Annotated in this window: 20 protein-coding genes; 9 read left to right on the top strand and 11 right to left on the bottom strand. The window is 73.7% G+C overall.

Annotation, left to right across the window (positions count from 1 at the left end):
- Positions 1 to 91 precede the first annotated feature (91 nt).
- The 4 genes from FHG10_RS05185 to FHG10_RS05170 all read right to left on the bottom strand — a co-directional run bounded on the left by FHG10_RS05185 (position 92) and on the right by FHG10_RS05170 (position 4,586).
- Entirely contained in the window at positions 92 to 1,207 is a 1,116-nt protein-coding gene (locus FHG10_RS05185; protein ID WP_152352257.1) for a type II secretion system F family protein, read from the bottom strand.
- Positions 1,204 to 2,463, bottom strand: a complete 1,260-nt coding sequence (locus tag FHG10_RS05180; RefSeq protein ID WP_152352256.1) for a TadA family conjugal transfer-associated ATPase — start codon at positions 2,461 to 2,463, stop codon at positions 1,204 to 1,206. The genes FHG10_RS05185 and FHG10_RS05180 overlap by 4 nt, the downstream gene beginning before the upstream one ends.
- Positions 2,460 to 3,677: a hypothetical protein gene (locus tag FHG10_RS05175; protein WP_152352255.1), complete on the bottom strand. Its 1,218-nt coding sequence runs from the start codon at positions 3,675 to 3,677 to the stop codon at positions 2,460 to 2,462. Before FHG10_RS05175 ends, FHG10_RS05180 begins: the two co-directional genes overlap by 4 nt.
- A gap of 90 nt (positions 3,678 to 3,767) precedes the next feature.
- Positions 3,768 to 4,586, bottom strand: coding sequence for an exodeoxyribonuclease III (locus FHG10_RS05170; RefSeq protein WP_152352254.1), 819 nt, complete (start codon positions 4,584 to 4,586; stop codon positions 3,768 to 3,770).
- 125 nt (positions 4,587 to 4,711) lie between these two features.
- On the opposite strand from FHG10_RS05170, the gene FHG10_RS05165 reads away from it, so the two are divergent.
- The 3 genes from FHG10_RS05165 to FHG10_RS05155 all read left to right on the top strand — a co-directional run bounded on the left by FHG10_RS05165 (position 4,712) and on the right by FHG10_RS05155 (position 7,606).
- Positions 4,712 to 6,019: an amidohydrolase gene (locus FHG10_RS05165; RefSeq protein WP_193636200.1), complete on the top strand. Its 1,308-nt coding sequence runs from the start codon at positions 4,712 to 4,714 to the stop codon at positions 6,017 to 6,019.
- 9 nt (positions 6,020 to 6,028) lie between these two features.
- Entirely contained in the window at positions 6,029 to 6,874 is an 846-nt protein-coding gene (locus FHG10_RS05160) for an SDR family NAD(P)-dependent oxidoreductase (protein ID WP_152352252.1), read from the top strand.
- Positions 6,875 to 6,961: 87 nt separating this feature from the next.
- Positions 6,962 to 7,606 (top strand): orotate phosphoribosyltransferase, encoded by a 645-nt coding sequence (locus FHG10_RS05155; RefSeq protein ID WP_152352251.1) that lies wholly within the window; start codon positions 6,962 to 6,964, stop codon positions 7,604 to 7,606.
- A gap of 9 nt (positions 7,607 to 7,615) precedes the next feature.
- On the opposite strand, the gene ypfJ is transcribed toward FHG10_RS05155, so the two are convergent.
- Positions 7,616 to 8,521, bottom strand: coding sequence for a KPN_02809 family neutral zinc metallopeptidase (ypfJ, locus tag FHG10_RS05150; RefSeq protein WP_152352250.1), 906 nt, complete (start codon positions 8,519 to 8,521; stop codon positions 7,616 to 7,618).
- Between the two features lie 135 nt (positions 8,522 to 8,656).
- Between ypfJ and FHG10_RS05145 the strand changes: the two genes are divergently transcribed.
- From FHG10_RS05145 to fbaA, 3 genes are all read left to right on the top strand, one after another.
- The gene (locus tag FHG10_RS05145; protein WP_152352249.1) at positions 8,657 to 9,358 is read left to right on the top strand and encodes a DedA family protein; all 702 of its coding nucleotides are present in this window, start codon (positions 8,657 to 8,659) and stop codon (positions 9,356 to 9,358) included.
- Positions 9,351 to 10,049, top strand: a complete 699-nt coding sequence (locus FHG10_RS05140; RefSeq protein ID WP_152352248.1) for a TrmH family RNA methyltransferase — start codon at positions 9,351 to 9,353, stop codon at positions 10,047 to 10,049. Before FHG10_RS05145 ends, FHG10_RS05140 begins: the two co-directional genes overlap by 8 nt.
- 171 nt (positions 10,050 to 10,220) lie before the next feature.
- Entirely contained in the window at positions 10,221 to 11,249 is a 1,029-nt protein-coding gene (gene fbaA, locus FHG10_RS05135) for a class II fructose-bisphosphate aldolase (RefSeq protein WP_152352247.1), read from the top strand.
- A gap of 232 nt (positions 11,250 to 11,481) precedes the next feature.
- Here fbaA and FHG10_RS05130 read toward each other — a convergent pair whose 3' ends face one another.
- From FHG10_RS05130 to FHG10_RS05105, 6 genes are all read right to left on the bottom strand, one after another.
- Complete coding sequence (locus FHG10_RS05130) at positions 11,482 to 11,808, bottom strand: DUF2516 family protein (RefSeq protein WP_152352246.1); 327 nt, start codon at positions 11,806 to 11,808, stop codon at positions 11,482 to 11,484.
- Positions 11,809 to 11,883: 75 nt separating this feature from the next.
- Positions 11,884 to 13,206: an FUSC family protein gene (locus FHG10_RS05125; RefSeq protein ID WP_152352245.1), complete on the bottom strand. Its 1,323-nt coding sequence runs from the start codon at positions 13,204 to 13,206 to the stop codon at positions 11,884 to 11,886.
- Positions 13,203 to 13,685, bottom strand: a complete 483-nt coding sequence (locus FHG10_RS05120; protein WP_227488045.1) for a hypothetical protein — start codon at positions 13,683 to 13,685, stop codon at positions 13,203 to 13,205. The genes FHG10_RS05125 and FHG10_RS05120 overlap by 4 nt, the downstream gene beginning before the upstream one ends.
- Positions 13,686 to 13,788: 103 nt before the next feature.
- The gene (ygfZ, locus tag FHG10_RS05115) at positions 13,789 to 15,021 is read right to left on the bottom strand and encodes a CAF17-like 4Fe-4S cluster assembly/insertion protein YgfZ (RefSeq protein WP_227488044.1); all 1,233 of its coding nucleotides are present in this window, start codon (positions 15,019 to 15,021) and stop codon (positions 13,789 to 13,791) included.
- Between the two features lies 1 nt (position 15,022).
- Entirely contained in the window at positions 15,023 to 15,664 is a 642-nt protein-coding gene (locus tag FHG10_RS05110; protein ID WP_152352244.1) for an FABP family protein, read from the bottom strand.
- A gap of 240 nt (positions 15,665 to 15,904) precedes the next feature.
- Positions 15,905 to 16,654 (bottom strand): hypothetical protein, encoded by a 750-nt coding sequence (locus FHG10_RS05105; protein ID WP_152352243.1) that lies wholly within the window; start codon positions 16,652 to 16,654, stop codon positions 15,905 to 15,907.
- 243 nt (positions 16,655 to 16,897) lie between these two features.
- Between FHG10_RS05105 and mshD the strand changes: the two genes are divergently transcribed.
- From mshD to FHG10_RS05090, 3 genes are all read left to right on the top strand, one after another.
- The gene (mshD, locus tag FHG10_RS05100; protein ID WP_152352242.1) at positions 16,898 to 17,968 is read left to right on the top strand and encodes a mycothiol synthase; all 1,071 of its coding nucleotides are present in this window, start codon (positions 16,898 to 16,900) and stop codon (positions 17,966 to 17,968) included.
- The gene (locus FHG10_RS05095) at positions 17,965 to 18,915 is read left to right on the top strand and encodes an NUDIX hydrolase (protein ID WP_227488043.1); all 951 of its coding nucleotides are present in this window, start codon (positions 17,965 to 17,967) and stop codon (positions 18,913 to 18,915) included. The genes mshD and FHG10_RS05095 overlap by 4 nt, the downstream gene beginning before the upstream one ends.
- A 135-nt stretch (positions 18,916 to 19,050) precedes the next feature.
- The gene (locus tag FHG10_RS05090) at positions 19,051 to 19,764 is read left to right on the top strand and encodes a DUF4190 domain-containing protein (protein ID WP_152352241.1); all 714 of its coding nucleotides are present in this window, start codon (positions 19,051 to 19,053) and stop codon (positions 19,762 to 19,764) included.
- Positions 19,765 to 19,874 lie beyond the last annotated feature (110 nt).

The raw sequence follows: 19,874 nt of genomic DNA, 5'->3' as shown, positions 1-19,874 counted from the left end.
CGTGCGGGTGATGGCGCGCCGCCGATCGGCGGCGCGGACCGGGCGCGAGCCCGGGGGTCAGGGGTGAGGCAGGTCGGAGGACGAGCGGCGGTCAGACGACGGGGAGCCAGGTCTCGACGCCCAGGGATCCGCTCAGCAGCGAGGCGACGGTCGGGATGATCCCGAGCAGCACGAAGGCCGGGAGCAGGGTGGTGCCGGTGGGCAGGACCAGTCGCACGGCCAGGCGCGCGGCGGCCGCCTCGGCGTCGCGGACGCGGTCGCGACGGGCGTCCCGCGCGGCCCCGCGGAGGACGCGCGTGAGGTCCGCGCCGGAGCGCTCGGCCAGCAGCGCGGACTCCCCGAGCACCGTGAGATCGGGCGGCAGGTGCCGCGCCGCGAGCACGGAGGGGACGCCCGCCGCGAGGGACTGCGCGAAGCGGTCCAGGTCCTTCGCGGCGACCTGCGAGGACGGATCCTCGGCGAGGGCCTGCGCCACCACGGACGCGGCACCGGCCAGCGGCAGCCCGGAGGTCATCGCCCCGGCGATGAGATCCAGGAGCACGGAGGGGTCCACACCTCTGTGCGCGTGCCCCTCCGCGGTGCGCAGGAGGGAGCGCATCCACCACCAGCCGGCGAGGGTCAGAGCGCAGCCGCTGATCAGCAGCAGATGGCCGGTGGTGGTGCCGAACAGGATCCGCAGGGGATCGGCGCCCAGGAGTGCGCCCAGGGCGATGCCGGCGACGGGCAGCCCCAGCAGGATGCGGCCGGTCGCCCGCGGACCCGCGAAGGCGCCGCGGCGCGCGGCCGCGGCGTCGTGCAGCCCGCGCAGGGCGCCTGCGAGCCCCTCGAGCAGGGAGGACATGGGGGCGCCGCTGTGCTCACAGACCTCGAGCGCGGTGCCGAGCGCCCGGATCTCCGCGGAGCGCGAGAGGCGTCCCTGGGCGGCGCGGTGCGGGTCGGCGCCTGCGCTCACCCGGGCGGCCAGCTGGGAGAGGTCGCCGGGCGGCAGCGAGTCGGCGACGATCCTCCATGCGCCGCGCACGGGCGACCCGCTGCCGAGCACCACCGCGAGCCGCTCGACCATGCGCGCCACGTCCAGCGTGCTCGCGTGCTGCGGCCGACGGGGAGGGCGCGGCGGTCGCCGGCCGGGTGCCGCGACGGCAGGGCCCCTGCTCCAGACCACGAGGAGGACGAGAGGGGCGGCGAGCAGGGGCGGGAGGATGCTCATCGGTCGGCCTCCGGTCGCGCCGCCCTGCCGTCCGCGCGGGCGCTGTGGCGCCCCCTGGCGCGGTCCGTGCTCGCGGGTCCCGCCGTCGGCGGCATGTCGAGGCGGAGGCGGTGGGCGAGCCGGTCCCATCCGGGACCGGGGACGGTCACCTCCTCGCGAAGGACGAGCGCGGGCACTGCGCGCAGCGCGCCGTCGTCTCCGCGCTCGAGCACCGCGAGCTCGACGATCCGGCGTCGGCCGTGCGGACGGCCGAGGTGCACGACCACCTCGAGGGCGCTCGCGGCCTGTGCGGCGAGCGCCTGCCGGTCCAGTCCGCCCAGCGCGCCGAGCGCCTCGAGCCGGGCAGGCACGTCCAGGGCGGTGTTGGCGTGCAGGGTCCCGCACCCGCCCTCGTGTCCCGTGTTCAGCGCCTGGAGCAGCTCGCGCACCTCGGCGCCGCGGCATTCGCCCAGCACCAGGCGATCCGGACGCATGCGCAGGCTCTGGCGGACCAGGTCGGCCAGGTCCACCGCCCCCGTGCCCTCGCTGTTGGCGTGCCGGGACTGCAGGTGGACGGCATGGGGATGGTCGATGCGCAGCTCCTGCGCGTCCTCGATGACGACGATGCGCTCGCTCTCGGGGACGAGGGCGAGCAGCGCCCCGAGCAGGGTCGTCTTCCCCGTCCCGGTGCCGCCGGTGACGACGAACGCGGCGCGTGCGGCGACGAGCGCCCGCATCACCTCGGGCAGCGGGTCCGGGAGAGCACCTGCGGCCTCGAGATCCGCGAGGCTCATCGTGCGCCGGGAGGGCAGGCGCAGGGAGATCAGGGCGCCCGTGGGCGAGAGCGGCGAGAGCACCCCGTGGAACCGGATGCCGCCGGGCAGGCGCGCGTCCGCGCAGGGCACGGCGTCGTCGAGGCGTCTGCCGCCCAGGGTCGCCAGACGCACGGCGAGAGAGCGCGCCTGCTCGGGGGTGACATGCACAGGGCTGCGGTGCAGCCCCTCGGCGCCGTCGACCCACACGCTGCCGTCGCCGTTGACGAGCACGTCGGTGACGCCGGGTTCCACGAGATCCTGGAGCGGCCCGAGCCCGGAGACGTGGTCGCGCACCCGGCTCGTGATCTCGAGCATCGCGGCGGCCCCGAGCACACGGCCCTCCCGGCGCAGCGCCCGGGAGACCCGAGGGACGTCGACGGGGCCGGGCTCCGCCGCGAGATCCTCGCGCACGCGGTCGATCACCGCGTCGAGAGCGCCCTCCGGGGCGTCCACGGCGCTCATCGCCCGTCCTCCCAGCTCGCCGCGAGGCGACGGGCGAGGCCGTCCGCGCCTCGACGCCGCACGTCCAGCAGCGGCACGGTCCCGCGCGAGGAGTCCGCGAAGCGCCCGGCGACGCCCAGGTGCAGCAGCTCCCGGACATCCGCGGAGGACACGGGTCCGCGACCGCGGAGCACAGCCTCGGCGCCCCCGGGCGGCAGATGCCAGGCGGCGAGGCGCCGGGCGGTGGCGCGCAGGGCATGGTCGGTCGCCGGCAGCACCACGTACAGGCGGTCGAGGTGAGCGATCGCGGGGCCCACCAGATCCGGGGCGAGGTCGACCACGACCTGCGCGGTGAGGGAGTCGAGCGCGGCCAGCACGTGGTCGAGCTGCATGCCGCTGGGAGCGGGATCCTCCCGAGCCACCAGCAGGCGCACGTCGTCGACCTCGGGGAGTCCTGCGACCAGGGCCTCGCCGTCGGCCGCATCGATCCCGGAGAGATCCTCCCAGCAGGCGCCGCGCAGCTCCGGGGCCTCGACGAGCGCGTCGAGGCCGCCGCCCATCGGATCGGCGTCGATCAGCACGCTCGAGCGGCCGGCACGGGCGGCCGCCCCGGCGAGCCGCGCCGCGAGGCTCGAGGCGCCCGCCCCGCCGCACCCGCCGACCACCCCGATGATGCGCGCGCTCCGGCGCGGTCGCAGCGCGTCCCCCAGCAGAGAGAGCAGACGCGTCGAGTCCTCCGGGAGGCGCAGCACGGCCGCCGCCCCGAGCTCGAGCGCACGCCGCCACACGGGTTCGGAGACCGGGCGATCGGTGACCACGAGCAGCCTGGAGCGGGCGGTGCGCGGCGGATCGGCGAGCAGCGCGGCGGGCGTGCACAGGTGCAGCGCCTCGCCCGCTCCCGCGGACCCGGCCGGTCCGGCAGGTCCGGCCGGCCCGGCCGGTCCGGCAGGTCCGGAAGGTCCCGGTGCGGCGAGCGCGCGAGCGTCCCGCAGCACGGCGCCGGCGGCGCCGGCATGGTCCGCGACCAGCGCCCGCAGGCTCCCCGCGGCATCGTCCTCCGCGGCGGCGTCGTGCCAGACGACGACGGCCGGCGCACCGCCCGCGGCCCCGGACGCCGGCCCGCGTCCCCGAAGGACCGGCGTGCGCTCGCGCGGGCCCTCGGCACCCGGCGGGGAGGAGGCGGCCGGGAATCGGGAGGGCGTGCGGAGTGCGGGGCGGTCCAGGAGGCTGGTCATGCCCCCAGCGTCGGCGCGAGCGGCCTCCCCGTCAGCCCTGCACCCCGGATGGGGGATAAACGGGCATTGTGGAGGATCCGCGGAGCGGGGTCAGAGCTCCAGGTCGAGCACCACGGGCGCGTGGTCGGAGGCGCCCTTGCCCTTGCGCTCCTCGCGGTCGATGAAGGAGGCGCGGTAGGCCGCCTGCACGGCGGGGGAGCCGAGCGCGAAGTCGATGCGCATGCCCTCCTTCTTCGGGAAGCGCAGCTGCTGGTAGTCCCAGTACGTGTACACGCCGGGGCCCGGGTGGTCGGGGCGCACGAGGTCCGCGTAGCCCTCGTCGACCACGGCCCGGAAGGCCGAGCGCTCGGGCTCGGTGACGTGCGTCCTCCCCTCGAAGAACTCGATCGACCAGACGTCGTCGTCCTCGGGGGCGACGTTGAAGTCGCCGGTCAGCAGCACACGGGCGTCGGCGTCGGCCGCGAGCTCGCGGGCTCCCTCGGCGCGGAGCGCCTCGAGCCAGCGCAGCTTGTAGCCGTAGTGCGGGTGGTCGATCTCGCGGCCGTTGGGCACGTACAGGGACCACAGGCGCAGGCCGCCGGAGCCGTCCTCGGCGCCGCCGACGACGGCGCCGAGCGCGCGCGCCTCGACCACGCCGTCCTCGTCCTCGGGCCAGACGGGGACCGCCGGCAGCTCGGTGCGCACATCGGCCAGGCCGACGCGCGAAGCGATCGCGACGCCGTTCCACTGGTTCAGGCCGTGCGCGGCGACCTCGTACCCGGCGGCCTCGAGACCGCTGAGGTCCAGCTGCTGGGGCTTCGCCTTGATCTCCTGCAGGGCGATCACGTCGATCTCCTGGCGCTCGAGCAGCGCGAGCAGCCGATCCATCCGGGCGCGCAGGGAGTTGATGTTCCAGGTGGCGATCCGCATGGGACGAGTCTATGCGGGCGGGCCGACGCGCCCGTCCCCTCGATCGGCACGGCGCCTCCGGCCCGCCGGACCCGCCGCGTCCGATCCCCCTGCACACCGGCCGACCGAGGATGCACAGTAGGGGCATGGACATCGCGATCGAGCAGAGCCTGACATCGATGGGGAACTGGCAGGAGGACCTCTACAAGGACGTCCACCGCCACCCCGAGCTGAGCATGCAGGAGGAGCGGACGGCCGGGAGGATCGAGAGCGAGCTCGCGCAGCTGGGCCTGGAGACGCGCCGGTTCGGCGGGACGGGCGTGGTCGCCGTGATCGAGAACGGGCAGGGGCCGACGGTCCTCGCCCGCGCCGACATCGACGCCCTGCCCGTCACCGAGGACGAGATCGTCGACTACCGCTCCGAGACCGAGGGGGTCATGCACGCCTGCGGGCACGACTTCCATCTCTCCGCGCTGCTGGGCGCGGTGCGCGCCCTGGTCGAGAACCGCGAGGACTGGAGCGGCACCTACGTCGCCGTGTTCCAGCCCGGCGAGGAGGAGGCCGACGGCGCCCTCTCGATGCTCCGCGACGGCCTCGCGGAGGCCGTGCCGCGGCCCGACGTGGCGCTCGGCCAGCACGTCATGCCCGGGATCGCCGGCCAGGTCGCGATCACCGACGGTCCCGTCCTCTCCCAGGGCGACTCCGTGCACATCACCCTGCACGGGCGCGGTGCGCACGGCTCCATGCCGCACCTCGCCGTCGACCCCGTGGTCCTCGCCTCCAGCATCGTGCTGCGGCTGCAGCAGATCGTGTCCCGCGAGATCCCGCCGGGCGCGTTCTCCGTGGTGACCGTCGGCGCGCTGAACGCCGGGACCAAGTCCAACGTCATCCCCGCGACCGCCGAGCTGCGCCTGAACCTGCGCCACTACGACCCGGACGTGCGCGACGAGGTGATCGCCGCCCTCGAGCGCATCGTGCGGGCCGAGTGCGCGGCCTCCGGCTGCACGCGGGAACCGGAGTTCGAGTACTACGACCAGTACCCGCTGACCAGCAACGATCCGGAGCAGGAGCAGATCGTGCGGGCCGCCTTCGAGGGGGCGTTCGACGACGGCCAGGTGATCACGATGGCGCCGTCGACCGCGAGCGAGGACTTCTCGCATCTCCCCGACGCCTTCGGTGCCCCGTACGTGTACTGGACCGTCGGCGGCACCGATCCCGACCTGTACCGCCGCGCCCAGGCCGACGGCACGGTCGCGAGCGAGGTCCCCGCGAATCACCAGAGCGCCTTCGTGCCCGAGCTCCATCCCACCCTCGAGGCGATGACGCGTGCGCAGGTCGCCGCCGCCCTCGCGTACCTGGGCGAGGCCGCCTCGGAGCATCCGGACTCCGGCGCCCCGGAGCAGTCCTCCGCCGACACCTCGGACAGGGCCGCTGGCGCGCCCTCGCGCGACTAGCATCAGGACATGGCACGCGCACTGGTCACCGGCTCGACCGCCGGACTGGGCCTCGAGTTCGCCTGGCAGCTCGCCGGGACGGGGCACGACCTGCTGCTCGTCGCCCGTGACGAGGGGCGCCTGCGCGCGGTCGCAGAGCAGATCCGCCACGTGCACAATGTCGAGGTGGACGTGCTCGCGGCCGACCTCTCCGTGCGACGCGAGCTGGATCGCGTGGCCACCGCCGTCACCGATCCCGTGGCCCCGGTCTCGCTGCTCGTGAACAACGCGGGATACGGGTTGCGCGGACGCTTCCTCGAGGTCGGCGTCGAGGAGCACGAGAAGCAGATGGACACGCTGATCCGGGCCGTCCTGGTGCTCTCCCACGCGGCCGCGCGGGTGATGGTCCAGCGTCGCTGCGGCGCGATCATCAACGTCAGCTCCCTGGCCGGGTACACCGCGGCCGGCCCCTATGCGGCCTCCAAGAGCTGGGTCACCGTGTTCACCGAGTCCCTGGCGACCGAGCTCAAGGGCACGGGGGTCACGGCGACCGCGCTGCTGCCCGGCTTCGTCGCCACGGAGTTCCACGAGCGCGCCGCGATCAGCGTCGAGGGCCTGCCGCGCGTGACCTGGCTGAAGGCCCCGTTCGTGGTGGAGCAGGCCCTGCGCGACGCCGCCAAGGGCCAGGTGCTCTCGATCCCCTCGGTCAAGTACCGGGCCGCGGGAGAGGTCTCCCGCCTCGCGCCCCGACGCCTGGTGCGCCTGCTCGCCTCCCCCCGGTGGGAGGCCGCGGCCGGCCGACGGGCCCTCGGCCGCGCGCGCCGGCGCGCGTCCCGGCGCCGGCTGAAGGCCCCCTGGCAGCGCGAGGACGGCTGAGCGCGACCCCCGAGAGCCCGGGCCGCCGCTCGACGGCGGGCTGAACGAGGGACGCGGCGGGACGCGCCCTGCGTCTACCCTGGTGCCATGCCCGACATCTCGACCGCCGACGCGCGCGCCCGCCTGCTCCAGCTCATCGACGACCTCGCCGTGGTGCGCGGGAAGGTGACGCTCTCCTCCGGCGCCGAGGCCGACTACTACATCGACCTGCGCCGCATCACCCTGCACCACGAGGCGGCCCCGCTCGTCGGCCGCGTCATGCTCGACCTGCTCGCCTCCGAGGGCCTGGTCCACGGGGCCGACGCCGCGACCGCCGTGGGCGGCCTGACGCTCGGCGCGGATCCGGTCGCGACCTCGATCCTCCACACCGCCGCGCACGATGCCTCCGCCGCGGGCGCCCATCCCTGGTCGAACTTCGCGGCGGAGGAGGGCGCCTCCGCCCTGCCCTCGCCGCGCCTGGACGCGTTCGTCGTGCGCAAGGCGAACAAGGCCCACGGCCTGCAGCGCCGCATCGAGGGCCCCGACATCGCGGGCCGCGACGTGATCGCCGTCGAGGACACCTCCACCACCGGGGGCAGCGTGCTCACCGCGTGCGAGGCGATCGAGGAGGCCGGCGCGCGGATCCGGGCCGTCGCGGTGATCATGGACCGCGGCACCGGCGCCCTCGAGAAGATCGAGGCGGCCGGCTACCGGTACCTCTCCGCGTTCTCGGTCGACGAGCTCACCATCTGAGCGGACCCGTCACAGGTCCGAGGTCGAGAAGGTGTCGCAGGACGCCGGATCGCCGGACTCGTAGCCGGTGGTGAACCACTTCTGGCGCTGCGCGGAGGAGCCGTGCGTCCAGGTCTCGGGGTTCACGTCGCCGCCCGAGACCTCGCCCTGGATGTGGTCGTCGCCCACGGCGCTCGCCGCCGAGAGCGCGTCGGAGATGTCCTCGTCGGTGAGCGGCTCGAGGAATGCCTGGCCCTCCTGGTCCTTCGAGGACGAGGCATGGTCCGCCCACACGCCCGCGTAGCAGTCGGCCTGCAGCTCGAGGCGCACCCCGTCGCTCCTCGGGCCCTTCTGCGAGTGGTCGATGCGGCCCATCGTGCCCTGCAGGTTCTGGATGTGGTGCCCGTACTCGTGGGCGACCACGTACTCCTTCGCGAAGGCGCCGGCGGATGCCCCGTAGGTCGAGCTGAGCTCGTCGTAGAAGCTCGTGTCGATGTAGATGGTGCTGTCGGCCGGGCAGTAGAAGGGGCCAACGTCCCGTGAGGCGGCGCCGCAGCCCGTGTTCGTCTGCCCGGAGAACAGCTTCCCGCGCGGCTCGCTGAAGGAGATGCCCATCTGCGGCGCGAGGCCCCGCCAGGTGGCGTCGGCCGATTCGACGGTGGCCTGCACGAGGCAGTCGTCCGAGGCGTTCGCATCAGCGCCCGTCGAGCACCCGGTGTCCCCGCCCGCGCCCTGGTCCTGGGACTGCGAACTGCCCGAATCCGAGCCCTGCAGCAGGTCCAGCGGATTCCCGCCCATGACCGCGTAGACCACCACGATCACCAGCAGCAGGCACCCGCCGCCCCCGCCGCCGATGGCGATGCCGCGGCCGCGGCCGCCTCCGCCGCCCCGGGAGACGTTGTCCGAGCGGATGTCGGCGTTCGGATTGAAGGTCATGGGGCACACAGTAGAAGGTCAGGTCCGTGCCAGGAAGCTGATCGGCGCGACCTCTACGATGGTGCTGCCCGTCCACGAGCGAGAGGCCCCCATGACCTGCGCCCCCGCATCCGTCCCGCGAGCCGGGGCGTTCCGATGAACGTCGTCGACTGGGCCGTGGACACCATGGACGCCCTGGGCGGCCTCGGCGTCGCCCTCCTCATCTTCCTCGAGAACGTGTTCCCGCCGATCCCCTCCGAGGTGATCCTGCCGCTCGCGGGCGTGGCCGCCGCGAAGGAGGGCCACTCCTTCGTCGAGATGCTGCTGTTCTCCCTCGTCGGGTCGATTGCGGGCGCGTGGCTGCTGTACGGACTGGGCCGGGCCCTGGGACCCGCCCGCCTGCGCTCCCTGTTCCTGCGCCTGCCGCTGCTGCACGTCGAGGACTTCGACCGGACGGTCGACTGGATGCGCCGACACGGCACCAAGGGCGTGTTCTTCGGACGCATGGTCCCCGGGATCAGGTCGCTCGTGTCCATCCCCGCGGGCCTGTTCGCGATGCCGTTCTGGCGCTTCACCCTGCTCACCCTCGCGGGCAGCGCGATCTGGAACGCCCTGTTCATCACCCTGGGCTTCACGCTCGGCGCGAACTGGCACGTCATCGAGCCGTTCACCGAGGTCATCTCGAACATCGTGTACGCGGTGATCGCGCTGCTCCTCGTGATCTGGGTGGTGCGGCTCGTGCGGCGCGAGCGGCGCCGACGCGCCCAGGGCCTGCCCGACCCGGACCTCCGCGTCCGCGCGCAGGAGCACGGCGACGACGGGATGGACCGGGACGACAGGACGACGAGTCATGACTGACCCGGGCGAGCCCACTGACCCCGTCGAGCCCGTCGAGCCCGTTGAGCCCGTCGGCCCCGAGCGGGAGATCGGCGTCGGCCCGCACCCCGAGCCGTGGCCCGAGGATCCGCGCCTGGACCCCGAGCTGCTCGCGGGCGGGGACCGCCGCAACGTCGTGGACCGCTACCGCTACTGGCGGCGCGAGGCGATCATCGCCGACCTCGACGCCCACCGCACCGAGCTGCACGTCGCGATCGAGAACCTCGAGCACGATGCGAACATCGGCTCGATCGTGCGCACCGCGAACGCCTTCGCGGTCGGCGCCTTCCACATCGTCGGGCGTCGCCGCTGGAACCGCCGCGGCGCCATGGTCACCGACCGCTACCAGCACGAGATCCACCACCCCGACGCCGCGGACCTCGCCGCCTGGGCGCACGAGAGCGGCAGACCGCTGATCGCGATCGACATCCTCCCCGGCGCGAGGCCGCTCGAGCACGCCCGGCTGCCCGAGCGCGCCGTCCTCGTCTTCGGCCAGGAGGGGCCGGGGATCAGCCCGGAGCTGCTGGCGGTCTGCGACGACGTCCTCGAGATCACCCAGCTGGGCTCGACCCGCTCGCTCAACGTCGCGGCGGCGGCAGCGATCGCCATGCACAGCTGGATGCGCCAGCACGCTCCCGGCGGAGAGGGAAGCGGGAGCGCGGGCGCGGTGTGATCGCGCTCCGACGCCTCCGGCCGGGGTCCGCACGGCAGCGTCGGCGGACCCGTGTCCACGGGCGCGGACCGGAGGTTCCCTTCAGGCGTGGGCGTGAGAGAATCAACAGCACTGCGCGCCTTCGCGGCGCGTGTCCCGATGCCGTTACTCGCACTCGCGTGAGGAGCACACATGCCCATCGCATCCCCTGACAAGTACGCCGAGATGATCGACCGCGCCAAGAAGGGCGCGTTCGCCTACCCCGCCGTGAACGTCTCGAGCTCGCAGACGGCCATCGCCGCCCTGCAGGGCTTCACCGAGGCGAACACCGACGGCATCATCCAGGTGTCCTTCGGCGGTGCGGAGTACCTGTCCGGCTCGACGGTCAAGGACCGCGTCGCCGGTTCGATCGCCCTCGCGCAGTTCGTCCACGCCGTCGCTGACAACTACCCGATCAACGTCGCGCTCCACACCGACCACTGCGCCAAGGAGGTCCTGCCCACCTGGGTCGAGCCCCTCATCGAGTGGGACCTCGAGAACCGCGTGAAGAAGGGCCTCGACCCGCTGTTCCAGTCGCACATGTGGGACGGCTCCGCGGTCCCGGTCGACGAGAACCTCGAGATCGCCGAGCGTCTGCTCGCGAAGTCCGCCGAGGCCAAGAAGATCCTCGAGATCGAGGTCGGCGTGGTCGGCGGCGAGGAGGACGGCGTCCAGGCGGACGTCTCCAACGACAAGCTCTTCTCCACCCCCGAGGACGGCCTGAAGACCGCCAAGAAGCTGGGCCTGGGCGAGAACGGCCGCTACCTCACCGCGCTCACCTTCGGCAACGTCCACGGCGTCTACAAGCCGGGCAACGTCAAGCTGCGCCCCTCCGTCCTCAAGGACATCCAGGACGCGGTGGGCAAGGAGTACGGCCAGGACAAGCCGTTCGACCTGGTCATGCACGGCGGCTCCGGCTCCTCGCTCGAGGAGATCCAGGAGGCGGTGGACAACGGCGTCATCAAGATGAACATCGACACCGACACCCAGTACGCCTTCACGCGCCCGGCCGCCGGCCACATGTTCGACAACTACGAGGGCGTCCTCAAGGTCGACGGCGACGTCGGCAACAAGAAGGCCTACGACCCCCGCGCCTGGGGCAAGAAGGCCGAGGCCGGCATGGCCGCCCGGATCGTCGAGGCCGCGCAGAACCTGCGCAGCGCGGGATCCCACGAGGCCTGATCCGAGAGGCCCGATCCGACAGGCCCGATCCGACAAGCCCGATCCGATGGTCCGGCGGATCGGCGGGCCGACGGGTCGACGCTCGAACGGGGCATCCACCATCGAGGTGGGTGCCCCGTTCCGCGTCCGGGGCGCCCTCCCGCGGGTCGATCTGACGTTCGGGTGGGAATCGAGCATGAATTCCCACCCGAACGTCAGATCGACCGGTGGGCGCGCGACCGGCGCGGCGGGGTCAGTACCTGTTGTTGCGCGAGCGCTCCATGACCGAGCGCAGGGCCGGCAGGACGTCGGCCAGGAAGACGCCGGAGATCACGATCCCGATCACCATCAGCAGCATCGAGGCGCCCCCGCGGCCCACCGGGTAGGGGAGGGAGAGGAAGCCGAGCAGCAGAGCGAGGCCCGTGAGCAGGCCCCAGAACAGCTTCGTGCGCTTGCCCGCCGCGGTGTAGGCGTCGGGGCGGAAGCGCAGAGCGTTGACCAGCGCCCAGATCTCGATCGCGAAGAGCACCACCGCGATCACGGCGAAGATCCAGTACTGGGCGACGTGGAGCCAGAGCATGCGGCCAGGATAACGGCACAGCTCGGGCGCGGGATGGGAGGCGCCCCGGGGGCGCGGGGTCGGCGTGCTGAGGGTCTATGCCCGTCGGCGGTCGGGGTCGGAGCGGTCGGTGATCAGCAGCTCGAGCGCCTCGGTGGTGGCGGGCGGTTCGACGGCCGACATCTCGCGCGTGAGCGGACGCGGCCCGATGGTGTCGCCGTCGGCCGCGATGAGCAGGCTGGGCAGGAAGCGCTGCGCGTCCTTGTGGTCCAGGCCGGTGGCCTCGAGCAGGTCGATCGCGAGCGAGCGCAGCTGGATCACGAGGGCGACGCCCTCGAAGTGGTCGACCCGGCCCAGGCGCGTGCCGTCGTCGCTGCGCAGCATCGTCTCGGGCGTGAGGTAGGAGCAGAAGATCCGCAGCGCGCGGCGTGCATCGGTGAAGTCGCCGTCGGAGTCGACGGCCTCGCGCAGGGCGACGGCGGCGTCGTGGGCGGCGAGCAGGGCGTCGGCCAGACGCGCATGGGAGCTGCGGCCCTTCACCGACTCGAGGAAGGCGACCTCGTGCCGGGCGATCACGCGCACGTTGCGCACGGCGCGATCGGAGCCGATGAGCAGGTGCTGCAGGCGCCCGACGTCACCCGCGCGGCGCAGGTGGGTGGGGGAGAAGGTGGCGATCTCCTCGGCCGCGTTGTTCGCGATGCGCCACTCGTCCACCAGCTCCTGGGAGGTGGTGCGGATCTGCGAGAGGGCGGCGCTCGCGACCTTCACGTCCCCCGTGCGGGCGGCGAGGGACATCTGCGTGAGCGAGTCCTCGAGGGCCCGGTACAGCGAGTGCGCGGCCGCCTGCTGTCCTCGACGGGGATCGCCCGAGGTCAGCAGGTGGACGAGGATGCCCACGACCACGCCCGTGAGGGCGTCGAGGATGCGGCCGCCCGGACTCATCGACGGGGTGAGGGGCATGACCGTGACCAGCAGCGACTGGATCGACATCTGCATCGTGAAGACGATCCCGGAGTCGATGAGCCGTGCCAGCAGCCCGGCCGTGACCACGACGACCGCGATCTGCCACGTGCCCGAGCCGATCGTCGCGCGCGCGAGCTCGCCCAGCAGCACGCCGCACATCACGCCCGTGGACATCTCCAGCACCTTGCGGACCTTCTTCTCCGTGCTGGAGACCCCGATGATCACGAAGGCGGCGATGGCCGCGAAGAAGGGGAACTGGTGGCCCCACACGAAGTGGGCGAAGAGGTAGGCGACCGCGGTCGCGATGCCCGCGCGGGCGATGCTGCCCAGGCCCTTGCGATCGCGTTCGAGGCCCTCGCCGATGCGGCTGGAGATCGCCGCGCGCACGCGGTCGCCCAGCGGCGGCTTGGGGGTGTCGATGTCCGTGGTGGTGGTCCGGGGCTCGGTCCTGCTCATGCGACCACCGGATCCTTCAGTCGCATCTCGAGCAGCTCCCTGAGGTCGAAGGTCTCACCGTCGCGGCCGCCGCGGCCCACCACCAGCGGGGCGTCGACGGGTTCGATCTCCGCCCCCCGCAATCTCGTGAGCAGTCCGCCGTCGGCCCGCAGGATGAAATAGCGGGCCCGGGTGTCGATGCCGATCGTGCGGTCCTGCTTGAGGTACCAGCCGTGCAGCGGGGTGCGGATGGTCCCGGAGCCCTTGAAGGGGAGCGCGCGCAGCGGACGCGGGGCGATGCCCGCGGTCTCGAAGCGCTCGACGTACTCCCGCAGGATCGCGGTGGCCTTCTCGTGCTCGGTCCGACGGGCGTGCTCGAGCGCCTGCTCCTGCGCGGCGATCACCTCTGCGCGCTGCTGCGACCAGGACAGCGACTGGCCCTGTGGTCTTCCCGGGGCCGCGCCCTGGGGCGCATCGTGCCGCTCACTCTGCGCGCTCATGCCCATGGCCCCATTGTGTCAGGCCTCGCGGCTCTCGGCATGTGCTCCGGGCCGGTGTGGGCCGCTGTGGGCCGGAACGCGGCCGGAACGCGGCACCGGCGATTCAGAGCCGCGCCGTGCGGGGCCTCTCGCCGTGCTCGCGGGTGATCACGATGGGCTCCTGCGTCGCATCGAGCCAGGTGATCTCGACGTCCTCGGGCGCCGCGTCGGAACCGTCGGAACCGTCGGACCCGTCGGCCCCGTCGCCTTCTTCCCACGGGCCCGCGCTGATCCGGGATCCGATGACGAGCGGCGCATCGAGCGGAGCGGCGCGCTTGAGGACGGCCAGGGCGATCGGGCCGAGGTCCGCGTGGGTGGCGGCAGAGGTCACGGTCCCCACGAGCTTTCCCTCGCTCCCGCCCAGGCGCACGGGGTCGCCGTGCCGGGGCATGACGTTCTGCGACCCGTCGACCAGCAGCATCGTGAGCCGGCGCGGGGGCTGGCCCAGGTTCAGCACCTTGGCGACGGTCTCCTGGCCGCGGTAGCAGCCCTTGGCCGTGTGGACGGCGGTGCGCAGCAGGTCGAGCTCGTGCGGGATGCTGCGCTCGTCGACCTCGGAGGCCTGGCGTGCACGGTGGGAGGCGATGCGCAGAGCCTCGGCCGCCTCGCTGCCGGCGAGGTGCTCGACGCGCCAGGGGAGCGCCGCAGCGGCGTCGGCATCGACGGCGGTGAGCACCCAGTCGGTGCCGTCCTCGGGGTCGGGCCCGTAGGCGACATGGCCCGGGGCGACCGCGGGGTGCGGGTCGGTCCACACGAAGGCGGGCTCGGGGAGGTCGAGGCCCGTCGCCCCGAGCGCCGCGGTGCCGAGGATGTTCCCGGCGGGCGCGAGGCCGCCCAGCAGGCGCAGGTCGTCGCGGTCCGTGATCTCGACGCGCGCGGCGAAGCGCATCATCTCGAGGTAGCGGCGCAGACCCGCCCGGGCACCGGGGTCGGTGACCAGCAGAATCGTCTCCTCGCCGGTGACGGTGGCGGAGGCCAGGTGTTCGACGCGCCCCTGCGGGCTCAGCACGGCGAGGGAGCGCGAGGCGCCCACGGGGGCGTCGGTGAGCATCTGCGAGGTGACTGTGGTGAGCCAGCTGCGGGCGTCGGCCCCGCTCAGCTCGAGGATCTCGTGGCCGCCGAGGTCGACGACGGCGCGGCGCGCGAGCAGACGGCGCTGCTCCCTGAGCGGGGCTCCGTAGTGGGCGGGCATGCCGCGGTCGGGTCCGTCCTCGGCGAGCACGGCGCCGGAGCCCGCCAGCAGGGGCGGGTGGACGGGGCGCTGCGGGTGAGCGGGCTGCTCGGTCATGTCGGCCATGTCAGCCACGGTCGAGCTCGACGGAGAGGTAGGGGGAGAGCGCGTTCGGCGCGGCGGGATCGGTCGTGCGCTCCCACAGCCACATGAGGCGGCCGCCGACGAGCCCGAACATGCGGGTCGCGGCGATCGAGCCGTCGGCCGCGCGGGCGGTGGGGGAGGTGCGCAGTCCCAGCTGGATGCGCGGTCCGCGCACCTCGCCGGCCCAGATCTCCTCGCCGTCCTCGCGGGCGATCACGAGCTCGACGCCGTACGAGACGACGCCCGCGGGGTCGCCGGGCTTGGCGGCGCGGGCGGCCTCGAGGTCCTGTCCGGGCAGAGGATCGCCGACGCGCCAGGAGCCCTTCTCGCGCACCAGCAGGCTGCGCTCGCCCGTGCCGGCCTCCTGCTGGGGGACCTTCTCGGGGTCGACGAACGCGCTCGTGGGCGGCAGCGGGGCGGGGGCGTCGACGAGGTCCGTCGACATCGCCCAGGCCAGGGTGCCGTCCTCGTTCGCAGAGGTCACGAGCTTCTGCTCGATGCGGCGGCCGATCAGCTCGCCGTCCTCGTCGGGGAGCTGAGCGGCGCCGTCGCCGTTCCAGGAGCCGACGAGCCAGGCCAGCGGGAAGAGGCTCTCGGGGAGCGAGGGGTCCAGGACGATCGGCATCGGATCAGCGGCCGAACAGGCGGGTGACCACGAGGACGGCGAATCCGGCGGTGCCGAGCCCGACGACGCCGACGAGAGCGGTGAACACGAGGGACAGAACAGACATGCCCCCACTCTACCGGCCGGAAGGGCACCGGCGGGGCCGACGGGGCGGGCGACGAGCCGGGCCGACGGGCCGGGTCGATGGTGCGGGCGGGCGCACCGTCCGACGGGACGGGCAGGCGCGCGTCCCGGCCCGTCTCAGCCGAGCAGGCGCTGGGTGAGCAGTGCCACGACGCCGATCGTGGCGACGGGCCCGGCGGCGACGGCGAGGGAGGGCAGGGGCTCGCGCGCGGCGAGCACCGACCCCAGCAGCAGGTGCACCCCGCTCGCGCCGATCGCGAGCACCGCGCCCACGAGCAGCGCGATCGGCCAGGCGATCGCGGACATCTCGTGCATCATCAGCGCGGTGGTGCCCGCGCCCAGCACGATCGCGAGGATCAGCCGGGGTGTGCGCGGCAGGCCGAGGGCCGTCACCAGCAGCGTCACGGCGAGACCCGCGCCGGAGGCGGCGAGCAGGCCCACCTCGGCCGGTGTCGCGGCGTCGGCCTGGGCGACCACCCAGGTCGCGGAGATCCCGGTGAGCATCACGCCGCCCACGGTGCCGGTCAGGGAGGCGGAGAGCTCCTCGCGGCTGCGACGCACCATCTGGTGGACGAAGGCGCCGAAGATGCCGAGCGCGCAGGCGACCACGACGCTCCACAGCGGCTCCCCGCTCTCCGCGGTGCGCACGCTGAGCAGGGCGGCGAGCATGCCCGTGGCGACGATCACGATGCGCGAGCCGAGCGCGCTGGGCAGCTCGAGCAGGTCCGGCCAGCCGATGCCCACGAGCAGGGCCAGCACGCACAGCAGCGCCGCCATCAGCGGGACCGAGGCGCCGCCGGTGAGCGTCACCAGGCTCAGCAGGACCGCCAGGACGGCTCCCAGAGGGGCCCGTTCCGATGCGGTCATCCGCCCACCTCGCACTCGTCTCGCCGTCGTCGTCCGCGTTCGTCCTGCCCTGGTCCGGACCCGTGGCCGTGGCCGGCTCGTCGCCGATCGTCCGCGGGTCCGCGCGCCCTCCGGGACATCCGGTGCGACGCCCGCTCCCGCGCCGCGGGAGGGCGTCCCGGGACCGCTCGGGGGAACGCTACAGTGGCAGTCTACGAGCCGCCGACGGCGGAGCCCTGCCACGGACCATAAGGACACCCCCGCATGATCGTCACGGACGAGCTGCGCCCTGCGCAGCGCCCGGCGGTCGACCTCCTCCTCGAGCGGACCCGCGCCCACGACGGCGTCGCCGCACTGGACGAGGCCGCGCTGTTCGCCCTGCACGCCGAGCGTGCCGACGGGACGCTGCACCTGCTGCTCTCCGACCCCTCGTCGGACTCCCCGGTCTCACCCGGCTCCCCGGTCTCACCCGACTCGCCGGGCTCATCGGACTCGTCGGACTCGCCGCGCGTCCTCGCCTACGCCTCCGTGCTGCGCGACGGCACCGCCCAGGGCGCCGTCGAACCCGGGGCCCGCCGCCGCGGCCTGGGCTCGCAGCTGCTGGACGCGGTCCTCGAGCGTCGCCCCGACGCCGGGATCTGGGCCCACGGAGCGCTCGACGCCTCGGTCGCCTTCCTGCGCGAGCGCGGTCTCGAGCCCGTGCGCGAGCTGCTCACGATGCGCCGTGTGCTGGGACAGGGCGCCGACGCCGCCGCGGCGATCCCGGCGCGCGAGCCCCGGGACTCCGCCATCGAGCTGGACGCCTTCGACCCGGCGCGCGACGCCGACGCCTGGGTGCGGGTGAACGCGCGCGCCTTCGCCGACCATCCTGAGCAGGGCCGCCTGACCCGTGCGGACCTCGACGAGCGCATGGCCCAGTCCTGGTTCCGGGCCGAGGATCTCCACGTGGCCCGCCGCGGCGACGAGCTGCTGGGCTTCGTGTGGGTCAAGCGCGAGGAGGCCGAGGGCCCCGAGGGGACGTCGGGCTCCCAGGGCGCATCGGACGCCGAGATCTACGCCGTCGGCACCGACCCCGAGGCCGCCGGTCAGGGCGTGGCCGGAGCCCTGCTCAGCCGCGCCCTGCGCGTTCTCGCCGTCGACGGCGTCGGCGCCGCGACCCTCTACGTCGAAGGGGACAACACCGCCGCGCTCGGCCTCTACGAGCACCTGGGCTTCGACGTCTCCGGCCGTGACCTCCAGTTCCGCCGCGCCCGCGAGGTCGGCTCGTCGGGCCCCGCCGAGGCGTCGGACTCCGCGGCCCCGAGCTCCGCGCCGTCGGACGCGACGAACGCATGAGCACGATGGCGGTCCCCGGCGCCCAGCCCGCCGTGCTCGCGGCGGGCGCGCTGATCTGGCGCGAGAAGCACGGCACGGTGCAGGTGCTGCTCGTGCACCGCCCCCGCTACGACGACTGGTCGATCCCCAAGGGGAAGCTCGAGGCGAAGGAGACCTTCCCCGCCGCGGCCGTCCGCGAGGTGGGGGAGGAGACCGGGTACCGGGTGCGGCTGCACCGTCCGTTGCCCGCCTCCGTCTATCTGCTGCCCGACGGCCGCTCGAAGATCGTCCAGTACTGGACCGCGGCCGTGCGCTCGCGCATCGGGCCCGGCCCGAAGAATCCCAAGGAGATCGACGAGACCCGCTGGGTGCAGATCTCCGAGGCCGAGCAGCTGCTCACCCGGCAGACCGACCGCGTCACCCTCACCGCGCTCTCCGAGCAGCTCGCCGAGGACACCGCGCGCACCCGGCCGATCATCATCCAGCGCCATGCCGCGGCCGTCTCCCGCTCGAAGTGGCGCGACGGCGAGAAGAGCCGCCCCCTGAACTCGAAGGGGAAGAAGCAGGCCAAGGCCCTGCCGCCGATGATCGACGCCTTCGCGCCGGACTCCGTGGTCTCCAGCCCCTGGAAGCGCTGCCGGGCGACGGTCCAGCCGTACGCGCGGCTCTCGGGCCTGGACATCGCCACCAAGGAGTCGCTCACCGAGGCCGGGCATGCGTCCGAGCCCTCGCGCACCGCCGCGGTCGTCGAGCGCGTGCTGCGCGAGGCCCGGCCGACGATCCTGTGCACCCACCGGCCCGTGCTCCCCACCGTCATCGCCACCGTGCGCGAGTTCGCGAGCCGGGAGGCCGCCCTCGAGCTGCCGCGCTCGGACCCGTATCTCTCGGCCGGCGAGGCGCTCATCGTGCACGCCGTCCCCGGGGGCCGGATCGTCGCCGTCGAACGCCATCAGCCGCGCATCGAATGATCCGAGGCCGACGAGGCCGACGGCAATGGGCGGGGACGCCCCCGGCAGGCTCCCCGCGAGGCAGGCTCCCGACCGGGAGAATGAAGCACGTGGGGCGGCGAGCCCCGACGAGACCATGCAGGAGAACACGATCCGATGAGTGACAGCAGCGGCTACGGCGGCTTCAGCGCCCCCGGACCCCAGGACCCTCAGGGCTCCGCACCGTCACCCTACGGCGCGGGCGAGTCCACCGGTGCCGGCGATTCCTACGGATCGGGTTCCCCCTACGGCTTGGGTTCCCCCTACGGTTCGGGCGACTCGTACGGTTCGGGCGACTCGTACGGCTCGGCCGACGCGTACAGCTCGGGCGGCTCATACGGCTCGTACGGCTCCCACGATCCGTACGGCTCGGGCAGCGGACACGGTCCGACGGACCCCTACGCCACCGGCTCCTCGGCCCCTTCGGGAGGGCCCTTCGGGTCGCCGGAGCAGGCGCCCCGGCCCGACGGGACACCGAGTCAGCAGCCGTCCTACCGGCCCACCTCCCAGCCGTCGTACCAGGCCTCGACGGCGCACCCCGGCGGGATGCCCGGCGCCGGGTACGCGCCCCGGCCGACGTCGGGGATGGCGATCGCCGGCTTCGTCCTGGGCCTCGTGGGGCTCGTGGTGGCCTGCGGCGCCCTCTCGCCGCTCGGCGTCATCTTCTCCGTCATCGGCATGCAGGCCACCGGGGAGAACAGCACCCACGGCGGGCGCGGCTTCGCGATCGCGGGTCTGATCATCTCGATCATCGGCACCCTCCTCCTGCTCCTCGTCGTCGGCGGGTTCGTGCTCGGCTCCCTGGCGGAGTCCTCGTCCCGGGCCTACTGACCCGATCCCGGACCTGCTCACCCGATCCCGGGCCTGCTCACCCGATCCCGGGCCTGCTGACCCGATCCCGGACCGCTGCCGCAGGCCGAACTGTGACAGGACCGTGATCT

The sequence above is a fragment of the Brachybacterium subflavum genome (genome assembly GCF_009299795.1).
In the GTDB taxonomy this organism is placed as follows: domain Bacteria; phylum Actinomycetota; class Actinomycetes; order Actinomycetales; family Dermabacteraceae; genus Brachybacterium; species Brachybacterium subflavum.
This window is presented reverse-complemented; position numbering and strand designations above follow the sequence as displayed.

Bases quoted from the DNA above. Each gene is read 5' to 3' on its own strand.
- FHG10_RS05185 (WP_152352257.1), bottom strand. From the start codon at position 1,207: ATGAGCATCCTCCCGCCCCTGCTCGCCGCCCCTCTCGTCCTCCTCGTG.
- FHG10_RS05180 (WP_152352256.1), bottom strand. From the start codon at position 2,463: ATGAGCGCCGTGGACGCCCCGGAGGGCGCTCTCGACGCGGTGATCGAC.
- FHG10_RS05175 (WP_152352255.1), bottom strand. From the start codon at position 3,677: ATGACCAGCCTCCTGGACCGCCCCGCACTCCGCACGCCCTCCCGATTC.
- FHG10_RS05170 (WP_152352254.1), bottom strand. From the start codon at position 4,586: ATGCGGATCGCCACCTGGAACATCAACTCCCTGCGCGCCCGGATGGAT.
- FHG10_RS05165 (WP_193636200.1), top strand. From the start codon at position 4,712: ATGGACATCGCGATCGAGCAGAGCCTGACATCGATGGGGAACTGGCAG.
- FHG10_RS05160 (WP_152352252.1), top strand. From the start codon at position 6,029: ATGGCACGCGCACTGGTCACCGGCTCGACCGCCGGACTGGGCCTCGAG.
- FHG10_RS05155 (WP_152352251.1), top strand. From the start codon at position 6,962: ATGCCCGACATCTCGACCGCCGACGCGCGCGCCCGCCTGCTCCAGCTC.
- ypfJ (WP_152352250.1), bottom strand. From the start codon at position 8,521: ATGACCTTCAATCCGAACGCCGACATCCGCTCGGACAACGTCTCCCGG.
- FHG10_RS05145 (WP_152352249.1), top strand. From the start codon at position 8,657: ATGAACGTCGTCGACTGGGCCGTGGACACCATGGACGCCCTGGGCGGC.
- FHG10_RS05140 (WP_152352248.1), top strand. From the start codon at position 9,351: ATGACTGACCCGGGCGAGCCCACTGACCCCGTCGAGCCCGTCGAGCCC.
- fbaA (WP_152352247.1), top strand. From the start codon at position 10,221: ATGCCCATCGCATCCCCTGACAAGTACGCCGAGATGATCGACCGCGCC.
- FHG10_RS05130 (WP_152352246.1), bottom strand. From the start codon at position 11,808: ATGCTCTGGCTCCACGTCGCCCAGTACTGGATCTTCGCCGTGATCGCG.
- FHG10_RS05125 (WP_152352245.1), bottom strand. From the start codon at position 13,206: ATGAGCAGGACCGAGCCCCGGACCACCACCACGGACATCGACACCCCC.
- FHG10_RS05120 (WP_227488045.1), bottom strand. From the start codon at position 13,685: ATGAGCGCGCAGAGTGAGCGGCACGATGCGCCCCAGGGCGCGGCCCCG.
- ygfZ (WP_227488044.1), bottom strand. From the start codon at position 15,021: ATGGCCGACATGACCGAGCAGCCCGCTCACCCGCAGCGCCCCGTCCAC.
- FHG10_RS05110 (WP_152352244.1), bottom strand. From the start codon at position 15,664: ATGCCGATCGTCCTGGACCCCTCGCTCCCCGAGAGCCTCTTCCCGCTG.
- FHG10_RS05105 (WP_152352243.1), bottom strand. From the start codon at position 16,654: ATGACCGCATCGGAACGGGCCCCTCTGGGAGCCGTCCTGGCGGTCCTG.
- mshD (WP_152352242.1), top strand. From the start codon at position 16,898: ATGATCGTCACGGACGAGCTGCGCCCTGCGCAGCGCCCGGCGGTCGAC.
- FHG10_RS05095 (WP_227488043.1), top strand. From the start codon at position 17,965: ATGAGCACGATGGCGGTCCCCGGCGCCCAGCCCGCCGTGCTCGCGGCG.
- FHG10_RS05090 (WP_152352241.1), top strand. From the start codon at position 19,051: ATGAGTGACAGCAGCGGCTACGGCGGCTTCAGCGCCCCCGGACCCCAG.